Consider the following 14,421-nt stretch of genomic DNA (forward strand, 5'->3'; position numbering starts at 1 on the left):
ACCAAGGTGATAACACAGTCATTCTTAGCTATCTGATTTAGTAGTTTAAAAACAGTGGTCGATAATGAAACCCTTGTGTGAAATCGACGTCGATTTGTTTCGCAAAAAGCAAATCTTCAGGTGTCTCGACTCCTTCCAGCACGACTCTTTTGCCCGTGATGTGTGCAAAATCAATAATTTTCGACACAAAAGCCATGAAGTTTTTATCATCACGATTCAGTAACACACAACGATCAAGCTTGACCCATTCTACTAGCTGCAATACGGCAACCGACAGCATGGACTTGGGGTTACATAAGTCATCCAATGCCGTTCGAACACCAAGCCCATTAAAAAGTTCTATCATTGACAGACTCATTAGGGCGTCACTCATTTCTGAGTTTTCAATTAACTCGACAACAACCCTATCTTTACCCTCTTTTTCAATAAGCCTAACAAACGCATTTTCTTCCACTTCTTGACCACAGGCATAAAACGCATCTTGATCTAAATTAACAAAAACCTTTTCAGCACTTGAAAGGCGATCAAGTTGTATTTTTTTCTGCGCTAATTCCACTTGAAATAATAAAAGTGGATTATCATGCAAGGCGGCGTATACGTAATCTGGTCGAATCAAACTTCCGCAAGTTGTTCTAAACCGCGACAAAGCCTCATAAGCAAAAACATCCCCTGTCTTAACCTCAACAATAGGCTGGTACTCAACGCCAAAGCGTTTTGCCTCAACCAACTCAAGTAACGCTGTCTCTGATAACGAAGCCATGAACAATATCCATTTATGATAATAAGAACCATTAAACCACATTAGCATTATAAAAAAAAACCTCACTAAAAAGCGAGGTTTTCTTTATCTTTCAATGGTTTAGGAGGATATGCCGGGTAGCAGCAGTACATTACTGTACCGCCGCCCCCTAAGAACCGGACAAGCAAGTTTCCCCGCATCCGGCTCAAGCCTTTATAAGTCTAGCAAACTAGACCAGCAGCTCAAGGTAAGTTCAATCGGTAATTAAAGTCCGCCGAGGAGCAAAGCTCCTCAGCTTAACGCTTTAGCCTTTCGGTAGCTTAGCAAGAGCAAATGTAATTCCTCCGGCAAGCAATACAACAGCAACTGGGGAGAAACCCAAGCTCGAAAGAGCTAAAGTCAAACCCACAAAAGCATTGATGCGATTGGCTAGAACGTCAGAACCCACATTAACAGAATTATCCATAAGGACTCCTTGTATATGTGTCATCTGGGATCTCTTATTGAGCCAGGATTCCAGACATGTTCAGACCTTGCCACCCCATTCAAGTTTAGCGACAGTCGCTCGGTAAGTGGCAACCCGACTGTTAACTCAATTCTACAACAACCATCAATCCGATTACACGGCTAAATGTATCTTCCGATGACAATTGGGATGCAACAACTGCAAGTTATCCATATTGTCACTTCCACCCCGATGACGCTCTACCACATGGTGAATATTCCACCCTGTTTCCGACGTAATCAGTTGGTTGCAACAAGGACACCTTCGCTGCTGCCTTTTCCACAACGAGTACGCTTTCTTGAGTCCAAATTCTGAGTTCTTCATTTTGTAGTCGAGACGATTTTCAAAATAAAGCTCATCCGCTGGATCGTAAAAGCACTTGTCTGCTTTGATCTTTATATGACGCTTGATCGCCACATCCGAGGCATAAAACAAAGTCATACTTTGTTCTTTCAAATCCGAGTCATAAAAGACCCAGTTTTTCTTGCCTATGGTTGTGAAGTATTTACGAGCAATCCAACGCTTACCTTTATTGGGATGCCGACGACAACACCAACGCCAGAGCATTTTCCAAACTCGATGATCCAAGTATTTGAATGTTTCTTTTGACGTTCCTGCTTTATGAAAATATGCCCAGCCCCGTATAACGGGATTGAGCTGCCTAATCAAGTTCGCAGTAATGGCCATTTTGTTTCGATCAAATATGGACTTAATCTTCGCCAATATATTTCTCAGGTTTTTCTTTGATGGCTTCGTTAAAAGCTTCTCACCGTACTTCCTAAGATTCTGACCCAAGAAATCAAAGCCTCTATGCACATTCGTAATAACCGTTTTGCTCTCTGAAAGCTTCAACCCACGCTCCGCCATAAAGGCTTCCACCAAAGGTCTCACTTCCTTATCCAGAATGTCTTGCGAAATTCCGGTGATCACAAAGTCGTCAGCATAACGTACATAGTTTACCTTTGACCGTCCGGCGAGCTTCGAGCCGATCTTTCCGTATCGTTCACGTAAAATCGGCTCTAGCCCATCAAGAGCCCAATTCGCTAACAGTGGAGAAATGATTCCACCTTGCGGGGTTCCTGCTTCCGTATCAAAGTACTTACCTTGTTCCATGATGCCAGCTTTCAGCCATTTACGGAGCACCACTCTGTCCATAGGAACATTATGGATTAACCATTCGTGACTGATGTTATCAAAGCACCCTTCTATATCGCCCTCTAACACCCATTCGGCAGAATTGCCGCGACTCAGATTAACGAACAATTGTTCGATCGCATCTTTTGTCGAGCGTAGAGGCCGAAATCCATAAGAGTTTGGATCGCCATGCACTTCCGATACGGGTTCAAGAGCAAGCATATAAAGTGCCTGCATTGCTCTATCCAACATAGTCGGTATCCCAAGCGGTCGGCGTTTACCGTTCGACTTGGGAATGTATACACGACGCAACGGTTTTGGCTTATAGCCATTCCGCTTCATCCTTCCTATGGCACTCCATTTACTCGCGGGCGTATCCCACGTTTCACCGTCCACTCCCGCAGTCTTTCGACCACGGTTTTCTGTGACACGTTTAATGGCAATCGCTTTAGCAGAATATGAGCCCACCAACATTCGTTGGAGTTGCTTTACTTTCCGCCATTGCTTTTCTTTAGCTGCCTTCGCGATCCGTACCTGTAGCTCCCTCACTTTAAGATAACTGGCTTCCCAATCAATCTCATGCCATGAATTAGCAAAGCGGGATGACGCAGGCGCTTCATTTGATGAATTGCTCATCTTGCAGTCCTCCTAGATTAAAGAGCACCCACAAGATGGAGACGGATTTATCCCCACGAGGGGAAATAAATCTTTCCCCTCGTGGGTGTTCAATTGGTTATGGAGCCCGAAGACTCCACTTTCTATTTAATAGAAAGCTTTACAGGCTTTCACACGATTAAAGACCAGATGGAAGTCTGCGCCCTTTCGAGCCAAGGCAAAGTTCGAACCTCTATCCAACCCGTTACAGGTCAGCATTCGCTTTTTCCATCCTCCTTTACCCGCAACCCCAACAGCTTTCCTTACGGATCACCTGCCCAGAGGGCAGAGTTACGGGCTTACCGAGTTCCAGTATTTTCACACTATTGGTTTAGGTTCTACCTATCCACCGGTGGTTTAAAGTCAGCGTGTACCCAGATGTGAAGAGTACAACCAACCACATACCATTTTGGTCAGAGCCTTATAACAACACTTAGCTCTTTGCGGATGACGGTGTTTATCAGTAGTTCACGTACGTTAACCATACCAACAAGCCTAGTGTCTCAATCGCGTGTTGTTCGCAATATCTATATCCACCCTCACGGATGAAATATACCCGTGATGGGGACTACATTGTAAGGAAGCTCCGCACCCCACCGTTACCAGTGACGCACTATCCTTAGGCTACTAATGGCTGAACATTAGGTCTCGCTAACTGCGAACAGGTGAGACAATGAAAATACCAGCTTACGCGCAAGCGTTTGCCAGTCTAGTATTAGAAGAACACAATGATGCCTACCTCAATAAATCCCGTAAAAAGCAGATTTACCTTAGTATGGCTTTGAAATGGACGAAATCCGATAAATCAGGATTCATCTCTGTGAAAATGACTCAGCTATACAACTGAAATCGATTTAATAAGTTCGGGTTCACTTTGCGAACTTTATTTCAATAGGCTATAAACGCCCGAGTTTAGATCTCTCATTAGAGAGTCCGATGCTCGGGATTTAACGCCCGAACATCGGGTTTTCTTATATACTAGTTATTGCGGGTGGGAGTAAATACCAACATTATGTTAGTATTTACTGACGTTGGACCCCGCGAGGCTAGCTACCCCTGCGACTCTCGTCGCATCACATCATTCCGCCCATGCCACCCATTCCGCCCATGCCACCCATATCTGGCATTGGCGCTTCTTCTTTCGGCAATTCTGCGATCATGGCTTCTGTTGTGATCATTAGACCCGCAACAGAGGCAGCCGCTTGAAGTGCTGAACGGGTTACTTTTGCTGGATCAAGAATACCCATTTCCAACATGTCACCGTATTCGCCCGTTGCTGCGTTGTAACCGTAGTTACCTTCGCCTTGTTTTACCTTATCAACAACCACAGACGCTTCATCGCCCGCGTTCGCAACGATTTGACGCATAGGCGCTTCCATCGCACGTAAGGCAAGAGCAATACCAACGTTTTGGTCTTCGTTATCACCTTGAAGATCGATGACTTTTGTCAATGCACGAACCAGTGCAACACCACCACCAGCAACAACACCTTCTTCAACTGCGGCACGAGTGGCATGAAGGGCATCATCAACACGGGCTTTTTTCTCTTTCATGGCCACTTCTGTGGCTGCACCGATCTTGATAACGGCAACACCACCTGCCAATTTCGCAACGCGCTCTTGCAACTTCTCTTTATCGTACTCAGAAGAAGAGTTAGCAATTTCAGCACGGATTTGCTCAACACGACTTGTGATGTTCGCGGCAACGCCAGCACCATCAACGATCGTTGTGCTTTCTTTAGTCAAAGTAACGCGCTTCGCGGTACCAAGTTGCTCCATCGTAGTAGCTTCTAGTGATAAGCCCACTTCTTCAGAAATCACGGTTGCACCAGAAAGAATGGCAATGTCTTCAAGCATGGCTTTACGACGATCACCAAAACCTGGCGCTTTCGTTGCGGCCACTTTCACAATACCGCGCATGCTGTTCACAACCAAGGTAGCTAACGCTTCACCTTCCACATCTTCTGCAATAATCAACAGAGGACGTGATGATTTCGCAACGCCTTCCAAAACAGGAAGCAATTCACGAATGTTTGAAATCTTTTTATCAACCAACAAGATGAATGGGTTTTCAAGTTCCGCACTCATGGTTTCTTGGTTGTTGATGAAGTAAGGAGACAAATAACCACGGTCAAATTGCATACCTTCAACGACAGCCAACTCGTCATCAAAGCCAGACCCTTCTTCTACGGTAATAACCCCTTCTTTACCAACACGTTCCATGGCTTCAGCAATGATTTTGCCCACAGACGCATCAGAGTTCGCTGAAATAGTACCTACCTGCTCAACAGCACGATTATCTGCACAAGGCGTTGCCAATACAGCCAACTCTTTTACCACAGCCGCTGCCGCTTTATCGATACCGCGTTTAAGATCCATTGGGTTACGACCCGCTGCAACCGACTTCAAACCTTCCGTTACCAGTGCTTGCGCCAAAACAGTAGCAGTAGTTGTACCGTCACCTGCGACATCATTCGCTTGTGATGCCACTTCTTTGACCATTTGTGCGCCCATGTTTTCGAATTTATTTTCCAACTCGATTTCTTTAGCAACGGTCACACCGTCTTTGGTCACCAAAGGTGCGCCAAAAGATTTTTCGATAACAACGTTGCGGCCTTTAGGCCCTAGGGTAACTTTTACTGCATCGGCAAGGACATTAACACCTCGTAGCATTTGCTGACGTGCGCTGTCTCCAAATTTCACTTCTTTCGCTGACATTCTTTTCTACCTTTAACTGTTTTAAATGTTACAAATCAAATAGGAATAATGAAAAAGCTTAGGCTTCAATAACGCCGTAAATCTCTTCTTCTTTCATGATAAGCAGCTCTTCGCCGTTGATTTTTACAGTTTGACCTGAGTATTGGCCGAACATAACTGTATCACCAACGTTAACAGCCAATGCTTGCACATCGCCATTAGACTGAATGCGACCCGTGCCCACAGCCAAAACCTCACCTTGTGTTGGTTTCTCTTTAGCCGATCCCGGTAAAACAATACCAGATGCGGTTGTTGTCTCTTCTTCTTTACGGCGAACAACGACACGATCGTGCAGAGGACGAATATTCATCAATCATTTTCTCCAATTAAAACAATACCAGGATGCCCCTGGCAGGACGTTACCCCACTAGAAATAAGCGGGAATCTATTTCGTTTTCTATATACGGCTGACAATTTGTATTTCAACCCAACCCAACAATTATTTTTTGTCTATTTTGCTTTCAATGCTTTCTTTTTCTTCACTGACAAACTCCCCTTCGATGATCTCACCATCTTGTTGACGAGAGCCACTGTATCGACTGCTCTGCCACTGTGTGCCTCTCGCCATCATGGAGCTGAATAACTTAACAACAATACCCGCGGCGAACACTTTACGCAGGGGTGGTACAAGCAATAAGGCACCGAAAGCATCGGTTACAAACCCTGGAATAAGCAGGCAAATACCCGCAAAGATCAACATCATGCCTTCAGCGACCTCAGCCGCAGGCAGTTCTCCACGGCGCATTTTTTCTTGCGCTTTAAGAGATGTTTGCAAGCCTTGCTTGCGAATCAATGTCACCCCTACAATGGCGGTTAAGAAAACCAGACCGACAGTGGCCAAACTACCAATTTTGCCACCAATTTGTATCAATACCGTCATTTCGACGATAGGCACTAAAATAAAGAGTAAAAGCGCAAATCTCATGATCACCTTCTTAATTCATATTGTACTTACTACTTATGGGCGACCCCTTGACTAATCAAGCGATGCACACATTTAAATCTCACGTCTTATACACGCTAAGCACTCTGTCTGAAGGCACCTGCATTGCCTATGGTGAACTGGCAAAGCAAGCGGGGTATCCAGGTTACGCCAGACAGGTTGGGCAGTTACTGAAATCCTTACCTGAAGACACATCATTGCCTTGGCACAGGGTTGTCAATGCACAAAGAAAAATCAGTTTTGCCGAGAACAGCGACGCCTATTTGCGTCAAAGGCAGGCATTAGAGGAGGAAGGCTGGCTTATCGTTGGCAATAAGTTAGTCACCAACGATAAACTCAAATAACACAAGCAAAAAAGATTAGTCGCGGAAATTGGTAAATTGCACAGGCTGCGCGAGGTCTGCACCACGCAATAGCGTCATAACTTGTTGCAGATCGTCACGCTTTTTGCCTGTTACGCGCAGCTGGTCGCCTTGAATTTGCGCCTGTACCTTAATTTTGCTCTCTTTGATCATTTTGACAATGCGTTTCGCTTCATCCGTCTCAAGACCCTCTTTCATTTTAACGCCCTGAGAAGCGCGCATATTGCCTTTCACAACATCCTCTTTTTCTAAACTTTTCAGATCAATACCGCGACTAACCAGCTTCTGATTTAAAATATCGGACATCTGTCTAAGTTGTGGTTCCGCTTCCGCTTCCATTACCACACTGGCCTTATCTTTGATCTCATAATGTGCTTTAACCCCTTTGAAATCATAGCGCGTCGTGATTTCACGGTTCGCTTGATCCACGGCGTTGCTGACCTCGTGCCAGTTTAATTCAGATACTACGTCAAATGATGGCATTTTCTGCTCCTTAACCTTTTCAATAATGGGTATTTGGCGCGATAATAACAGGGATTGAAATAAAACACCTAATGGAAACCTATTATGAAGAACACGCCCTGGTTAGTCATCGGCGCTGGCGCTATCGGTCTTTTTTGGGCCTGTAAGCTCGAAAAGCTTGGTCACAAAGTCCATCTCGTGTATCGATCCGAAAACCCTGGTAGCAAGATAACACTCGAATCTCTTACCGATGAAGAGGGCCACCAGCAAATCCGTGTTTCCAAACACAAGGTAAAAAGCTTCAAGCCCGAATCACTGACTAAGCAATACAATAAAGTGCTGCTTTGCACGAAATCCTTTGACCTAACTACCGCTTTTTCACAAATTGCCGACAAACTCACCCACGACGCCCATATTGCCTGCCTTTGCAACGGTATCGGCGCCCAAGAAGCCTTACAGCAACTCACATTGCCAGAACAAACTTTATGGGCAGGCACCACCACCGAAGGCGTTTTAAAAATAGAAGCCAATCACATTAAGCATACTGGGCTCGGCGATACTTATTTTGGTCTTTGGCAGACCGATCGACAAAGCTCGCCCTTCCCTTTAGAGGGCATGACGGTGGTGAATATCCATCAAAGAATGCTTGAGAAACTGGCGGTCAATGCGGTCATTAACCCTATCACGGCGATTTTCAATATTCACAATGGCGATATTCTAAACGATGAGTACGCCACGTTAATGAATGCCACTTTAAATGAACTGGCTCAGGTGTTTGCTCACCGCCAATTCACTTACGTAAAAGAAAGCCAACACTTAACCGCTGAAAACCTCAAAAACCGTATCAACACCATTGCCCAACTGACACGGTTAAACCGATCTTCGATGCACGAAGACGTTCGTTTACATCGCCGTACGGAGAACGATTTTATTTCGGGTTTCTTGTTGGCCAGCAGCCCAATTGAGTTGCCAATACAGCGTTTATTGCATGATGGTGTAGCCTATTCCGAACAGCGAGAAGACATTAAGAAAAAGCTGCTGACGCTATCTCTATAATGCGATGAGAAGCTACAGTGCGCTGAGAAGCCATAAAAAAAAGCGCCGCTGAATCACAGCGGCGCTTTTTTTGGTGAGCATTCAGCCAAATAACCCTTAGATCTTTGAAATCTTTTCTTTGGTCAACAATATTTTCTTGTCTTTGTAGAGCGCACCCAGGGCTTTTTTGTAAGTCGCTTTACTGACTTTAAACACAGCATAAATCGCTTCGGGCGAGGCCTTGTCTGTCAAAGGCGACTCACCGCCGTGCGCATCAAGATATTCTAGAATATCGTCTAAAATATTACGCACTTTTTTATAGCCGACTTCTTGCAGGCTTAAATCAATCTTGCCATCTTCACGCATCTGTTTGATAAAACCAACGGTCTTCTCGCCTTTGCGGAGTTGACGGAAAGCGTCTTCAAAAAATAATACGCCCCAAAAACGATCGTCGATAATGCACTTAAAGCCAATATTGGTTTTGTCACCAATGATAATCGATACCTTATCACCGACACGATACGGCGCTTCTTCACGATTCAACAAGGCATCAATACGAGTGGTTGCAACAATACGGTGGGTAATATTGTCCAAATAAATAAACAATAAATGCGTCTCACCTTCTTCGACGCGGTTTTTTTGCTGACTAAAAGGCACCAATAAATCTTTTGGCAACCCCCAGTCAAAAAAGGCACCGACCTGATTAACCGCAATCGCTGTTAAGCCAGCAAACTCGCCTACTTGCGCTTTTGGGAAGTCGGTCGTTGCAATCAGTTTATCGTCAGAATCCAGATAAACGAATACTTCTATTTCTTGATCGACATACACATCCTTTGGCACATAACGTCGTGGCAACAGGATTTCCCCTAGGTCACCCGCGTCCAAAAACACACCAAAATCTTTTTCTTTAACGACTCTTAATGTATTTAAGCGTCCAATTTGAGTAGCCATGTTTTCTCCAATAGCATTTTTTTCGCACTATACGCATTTCACTTATGAGTGCAATACAGGTCTCTTTTATTTCTTTATTCTGCGGGCCTTGCTCGCATACACCCTGAAAACACATCATCTAAAGCGGGCTTACCCAGGGCTTCCATCTTATCGATATTGTTATTGGGGATATCGGATGTATCGCCGTAAAACTCAATGGCTTTGTCTAAACTCGCCTCCCTAAGCAAATGCAACATGGGGTAAGGCGAACGATTGGTGTAGTTAGACACATCATCAGCCTCTGCGCCTGAAAAACAATAGTTTGGGTGAAAAGTAGCCAACTGATACACCCCTTCACAACCTTGATCGGCCATAAGGTCTTCTGCGGTTTCTACAAAATCTAGGTAACGATGAAAATCCTGAAATAAAGTTGGGAAGACCAACAAGGTGGTTTCCGTCTCAGGGTGTTCGTCAAGCCACTGCACTTCAGCCATCAACTCTTCCAGTGCCACATTCATCTTTTTAGAACGAAGCACAACGCAACGCACACTGTCCTTTTCCACTTCACGCTGAGCGAAGGGACACACATTGAACGCCACAATAAATTCTTTTACCCAGCTCATAGTCTGAGCCGTTACTAACTCGTCGGATAACAACATACGGTCATATTTTCTCATTGATTGTCAGGGTTATTCTAAAACAAAGCATGATCCTAAGCACTTAATACCATGACATTTATCCTTTTATTACACTGCCGATGACTTTCAATTTCGAATCCGATTAAAACAAGGTATTATAAATGTCATAAAGCACAACCAATCGCGTGTTGTGCCGTTTTCTTCCGCTACAGAGAGCTTACATGTCATTTGCCGAATTAGATTTGGATCCAACAATAGAACAAGCCATCAACGATCTTGGCTTCGAAACACCGACAGAAATTCAACAACAAGCCATTCCACTTGCCTTAGAGGGCTCGGATTTATTAGCCACCGCGCCGACAGGAACAGGCAAAACCATCGCCTTTTGTGCTCCTGCGATTCAACATATTCTTGATCGTAATGAAGCCTCTACCACGGCGCCTAAAGTATTGATCTTAGCACCCAGCCGCGAACTGGCTCGTCAAATTTTTAATGTGGTCGAACAACTGACCAAACACACTCGCATCTTATCTCACCTCATTATTGGCGGCACACCCTACGGCATGCAGCAACAGCAACTGAGTGAGTCGTGCGATATTCTGGTGGCGACTCCCGGTCGCTTGGTGGAGTTAGACGAGAAACAATGGCTCGACTTAACCGATGTATCTTACTTCGTGGTGGATGAAGCCGACCGCATGCTAGACATGGGCTTTGTTAACGCCATTAATCATATCGCCAAAGAGCTGCCCGCCGAACACCAAACCTTGATGTTTTCAGCCACCCTCGAAGGTGAGAAAATGGGGCGTTTCGCCGGTGCTTTATTAGACAGCGACACTCAGCAAGTACGCCTTGGAGAGTCTTCTAGAACTGTGCCTAGCCAGATCCGTCAAATTGCTTATCGTGTGGACAGCGAAGAACATAAAGAAGCCATACTGCAGCATTTACTGACGCAAGAGCGTGTTCAGCAGGCCGTGTTGTTTGTATCTAATCGCGAACACGTCGATGTCTGGGTGCAGCGTATTCGCAAAATGGGCTTTATGTGTGATGGTTTGCACGGTGAAATGAAGCAAGGCGACCGCAGCGAGCATATGAAGCAAATGAAACGCGGACGCTTACAAGTGCTCGTGGCAACGGATGTTGCGTCTCGCGGTATTGATTTACCTGAAATCAACACCGTGATTAACCTGCGCCTTCCTCGTAAAGCCGATTCCTATATTCACCGTGCTGGACGAGCTTCACGCGAAGGCGAACCAGGTGACTGCATCTCCTTAATCGACATCAACGATCTACCAATGATCGAGAAAATACAACGATTCATGCAGACCAACATCAAATTTGGTCGCATCGAAGGGCTAGAAGCCAAAACCAAGGCACGCTCACCGAGCAGTAAGAAGAAAAAGAAAAAAGTGACAGACAAAAAAGCCACAGCAACTAAGAAAACAGTGAAAAAGAAATAACCCAAGTCACAAATCAACATAAAATAGAAACGAAAAAGGCGCTTTAATGAAAATTAAAGCGCCTTTTTGTCATGCCTGCTAGGAAATGGTTCGCTAAGAAATGAAGCGGCCAATCACTTAATAGGTTCAAAGGTGAGGGTATGAAATTTGCGTTTCGCTTTGGTTTCTAAATACAAGCGGTTGTGTTGGTTAACATGCACTTTCGTCGGCACCAGTTCAGCCACATTAATGCCATTATCAGCCAGTTGTTTGGCTTTATCTGGATTGTTAGTTAACAAACGCACCGTATCAACACCAAGGGCTTTTAGCATATCCGCAGCAATACCAAAATCGCGGCCATCGTCGGGCAAATGCAACATTTCATTGGCTTCATACGTATCGTAGCCCTTGTCTTGCAAGGCGTAGGCTTCCAGCTTGGCGTATAAGCCAATACCGCGCCCTTCTTGGCGCAAGTACAGAATGTACCCTCCCACCTCGTTGATGCGATCTATCGCTTCATCAAGTTGTTCACCGCAGTCACAACGACCTGAACCGAATACGTCACCCGTCAGGCACTCAGAATGCAGACGCACTAGAGGAAGCTGCCCTTCTGACTTTTCCTGGGTTCCTTCAAAATAAATACCAATATGCTCTTTGCCTGAATCATCGCCATCAAAGGAAATGAATTCTGCCATCACGTCGCCCGCTCGCATGGGGATCATTACTCGACGCTTTATTGTCAACTCGCTCATAATTGCTTCTCTTCTGGAGACTGTACGGTGTAAATTATTACTCTTGTTAATTTGGTCAAAAGGCAAAAAATCAATGCCTAAAACGCTCACTATCTTATGAAACAGACTGAACTACCCGATTACGTCCTTGTTTTTTCGCGTCATACAAGGCGACATCGGATTTTTTAATCAACGCATCCAATTTTTTATCTTGAGGTGTTAACGTAGCGACACCAAGAGAGACTGTTATCTGAACATTATCGGATGGTGTCTCGATATTAAGACCCTCAACCCGTGCTCGGATAGATTCTGCCACTCGCATCACTTCTTGCTCTGCCTGTTCAGTCAGTAACACAATGAATTCCTCGCCACCGAAACGCGCAAACAAATCTTTGTCTGTTAAACAGTGACGTATTTCTTGAGCCAGTCGTTTCAATACGAGGTCGCCGACATCATGACCATAATGATCATTTACGTGTTTGAAATGGTCGACATCAAACATCATTATTGCCAACTCCTTTTGATCGCTCGTCGCATGCTGAAATTCTACCGTCGCTTGTTCATAAAAATAACGACGATTACTAATACCGGTCAAGGAATCAACATTGGCAAGTGTTTCCAGTTTTTTCTCTAGTCGTATACGATCAGTGATATCAAACAGACTTGCCCGTGCCACAGCAAAATTGCCGCTTTGCTTGTTTACTGACGTGGCAGAACTGGATGAATAAAAAGTGGTGCCATTTTTGCGCTGTATTTCTAAGACTTCATTTTCTAGCACAGACTTGTTTTTTAATTCTTTAAAAAGAGACAGAAAGTGTTGCTGGCTTCCCGCCGTTAAAAAACGCACGAAGGGTTGACCAAGCACCTCTTCTCGAGAATACCCTAGCCAATCGAGTTCTGTTTGGTTGATACGCACAACACAACCGTCTGAGTCCAAACTGTGATAACCGCAAGGGGCGTTATCGTATAAATCATGAAGCACATTACTTAACTCTTGTCGTCCTTTTTCTCGTGCTTGATGTTGGGTAATCAGGGTCGCCACCAAACCAGCCGCCCCAATAATCAACAGCACCAGTAGCGCCAACAATAAATGGCCAAGAGGTTGATATAATAAGGATTGAGACTTTATAAAATCATGAGAAATGAACACAACCAATTTCCAATCACTGTTAGAGATCGATAAAGGCGTAAATAATGGGTAATGGTCCGCTCTAAAGTGTCCATGGTTAGAGGCAGAGAAATTAAAAGGCTCAATGCGTTTAAAACGAAACACCCCTTGCGCCGTTTCCACGGTCCCTGAGGCACTTGATGCTACCGTTGTCCATGCTTCAGGGTAAAAGTTTGCAAAGGTATGCTCAGTCTGTCCGAGATCAGAACCCCACTCATGATTACGCTCATGATTGCTTAGCCAATAGCCATCTCGATCAATAAGCATACCTTGCTGATCAACACGCTGAGACATTTGATAACGAAAATTATCCAGCATACCCTCAGCCAAATAATTCAGCACCAAAACACCCGCCCTGCGACCTTCTAAATCCAAAACTGGGGTCGCAAGACGCAACATGGGTTTATAGGGCCGTTCAATCTGGTCATGCTCTATATTCAGGTCCAGCCGTGAAACATACACTTGGTGATCAGAAAAACGGTTTGTGTCTTTAAAATAGTAACGATGCGCTTTGTTTTGCAACTCAGCTTGAGGCACCACAACCCCTTTGCCGTCTTCAAAATTCACTCTGACCCGCTCATGCCCCTGATTATCCAAAAAACGCACCTGATCAAAACGGTGGTAGTTTGTCGATACATTGACAAAACTGGCTTCTAAGGCAAGACGATTTTCTTCGGTAAAATGGGTAGCATAACGGGTTAACAAGACGGAATTTTTTAAAGCGGCCAGTAAATGCACTTGTTCGTACATTTCCTTTTGAATCATTTGGCTTGCGGCCACCACTGAAATCTCTTCTGTCGCCAGCACCCGGGCTTGCACTCCCTTATAATATTGAGAGTAAATAGGGTAAGTGATCGTGATGACGATGGCTGAAAACAATACCAAAAGAGACACAAAACGCTTAAAAATCATTGTACTGTTCCGCAAA

General features: G+C 44.7%; 15 protein-coding genes. 4 read left to right on the top strand and 11 right to left on the bottom strand.

Annotation, left to right across the window (positions count from 1 at the left end):
* Positions 1-37: 37 nt before the first annotated feature.
* From LG368_RS00640 to ltrA, 3 genes are all read right to left on the bottom strand, one after another.
* Positions 38-760, bottom strand: a complete 723-nt coding sequence (locus tag LG368_RS00640) for an EAL domain-containing protein (RefSeq protein WP_226752803.1) — start codon at positions 758-760, stop codon at positions 38-40.
* 283 nt (positions 761-1,043) lie between these two features.
* A complete protein-coding gene (locus LG368_RS00645; RefSeq protein WP_226752804.1) occupies positions 1,044-1,205 on the bottom strand; it encodes a hypothetical protein in 162 nt (53 codons plus the stop codon).
* A 153-nt stretch (positions 1,206-1,358) separates the two neighbouring features.
* Positions 1,359-3,014: a group II intron reverse transcriptase/maturase gene (gene ltrA, locus LG368_RS00650; protein WP_226752805.1), complete on the bottom strand. Its 1,656-nt coding sequence runs from the start codon at positions 3,012-3,014 to the stop codon at positions 1,359-1,361.
* 691 nt (positions 3,015-3,705) lie between these two features.
* Here ltrA and LG368_RS00655 point away from each other — a divergent pair.
* Positions 3,706-3,879 (top strand): hypothetical protein, encoded by a 174-nt coding sequence (locus LG368_RS00655; protein WP_226752806.1) that lies wholly within the window; start codon positions 3,706-3,708, stop codon positions 3,877-3,879.
* Positions 3,880-4,105: 226 nt separating this feature from the next.
* On the opposite strand, the gene groL is transcribed toward LG368_RS00655, so the two are convergent.
* The 3 genes from groL to LG368_RS00670 form a co-directional block, all read right to left on the bottom strand.
* Positions 4,106-5,749, bottom strand: coding sequence for a chaperonin GroEL (gene groL / locus LG368_RS00660; protein WP_226752807.1), 1,644 nt, complete (start codon positions 5,747-5,749; stop codon positions 4,106-4,108).
* 58 nt (positions 5,750-5,807) lie between these two features.
* A complete protein-coding gene (locus LG368_RS00665; protein ID WP_226752808.1) occupies positions 5,808-6,098 on the bottom strand; it encodes a co-chaperone GroES in 291 nt (96 codons plus the stop codon).
* 129 nt (positions 6,099-6,227) lie between these two features.
* Positions 6,228-6,713: an FxsA family protein gene (locus tag LG368_RS00670; RefSeq protein ID WP_226752809.1), complete on the bottom strand. Its 486-nt coding sequence runs from the start codon at positions 6,711-6,713 to the stop codon at positions 6,228-6,230.
* A 47-nt stretch (positions 6,714-6,760) separates the two neighbouring features.
* Here LG368_RS00670 and LG368_RS00675 point away from each other — a divergent pair, with 47 nt between their 5' ends.
* Positions 6,761-7,075: an MGMT family protein gene (locus LG368_RS00675; protein WP_226752810.1), complete on the top strand. Its 315-nt coding sequence runs from the start codon at positions 6,761-6,763 to the stop codon at positions 7,073-7,075.
* Between the two features lie 15 nt (positions 7,076-7,090).
* Here the strand turns inward: LG368_RS00675 and LG368_RS00680 are convergent, their stop codons facing one another.
* A complete protein-coding gene (locus LG368_RS00680; RefSeq protein ID WP_226752811.1) occupies positions 7,091-7,576 on the bottom strand; it encodes a YajQ family cyclic di-GMP-binding protein in 486 nt (161 codons plus the stop codon).
* Positions 7,577-7,660: 84 nt separating this feature from the next.
* Here LG368_RS00680 and LG368_RS00685 point away from each other — a divergent pair, with 84 nt between their 5' ends.
* Positions 7,661-8,611: a ketopantoate reductase family protein gene (locus LG368_RS00685; RefSeq protein WP_226752812.1), complete on the top strand. Its 951-nt coding sequence runs from the start codon at positions 7,661-7,663 to the stop codon at positions 8,609-8,611.
* Positions 8,612-8,707: 96 nt separating this feature from the next.
* Here LG368_RS00685 and LG368_RS00690 read toward each other — a convergent pair whose 3' ends face one another.
* Entirely contained in the window at positions 8,708-9,541 is an 834-nt protein-coding gene (locus LG368_RS00690) for a CvfB family protein (RefSeq protein WP_226752813.1), read from the bottom strand.
* 74 nt (positions 9,542-9,615) lie between these two features.
* Positions 9,616-10,179, bottom strand: coding sequence for a DUF1415 domain-containing protein (locus LG368_RS00695; protein ID WP_226753017.1), 564 nt, complete (start codon positions 10,177-10,179; stop codon positions 9,616-9,618).
* 200 nt (positions 10,180-10,379) lie between these two features.
* Between LG368_RS00695 and LG368_RS00700 the strand changes: the two genes are divergently transcribed.
* Entirely contained in the window at positions 10,380-11,615 is a 1,236-nt protein-coding gene (locus tag LG368_RS00700; protein ID WP_226752814.1) for a DEAD/DEAH box helicase, read from the top strand.
* 113 nt (positions 11,616-11,728) lie between these two features.
* Here LG368_RS00700 and ribA read toward each other — a convergent pair whose 3' ends face one another.
* Together ribA and LG368_RS00710 are read right to left on the bottom strand one after the other, a co-directional pair.
* Positions 11,729-12,346 carry a GTP cyclohydrolase II gene (gene ribA, locus LG368_RS00705; protein ID WP_226752815.1) on the bottom strand — a complete coding sequence of 206 codons (618 nt, stop codon included), beginning with the start codon at positions 12,344-12,346 and terminating at the stop codon, positions 11,729-11,731.
* Positions 12,347-12,440: 94 nt separating this feature from the next.
* Positions 12,441-14,405, bottom strand: a complete 1,965-nt coding sequence (locus tag LG368_RS00710) for a sensor domain-containing diguanylate cyclase (protein WP_226752816.1) — start codon at positions 14,403-14,405, stop codon at positions 12,441-12,443.
* Between the last annotated feature and the right edge of the window lie 16 nt (positions 14,406-14,421).

Origin of the sequence: Marinomonas algarum, assembly GCF_020532605.1 — a bacterium.
GTDB classification, from domain to species: Bacteria; Pseudomonadota; Gammaproteobacteria; order Pseudomonadales; family Marinomonadaceae; genus Marinomonas; species Marinomonas algarum.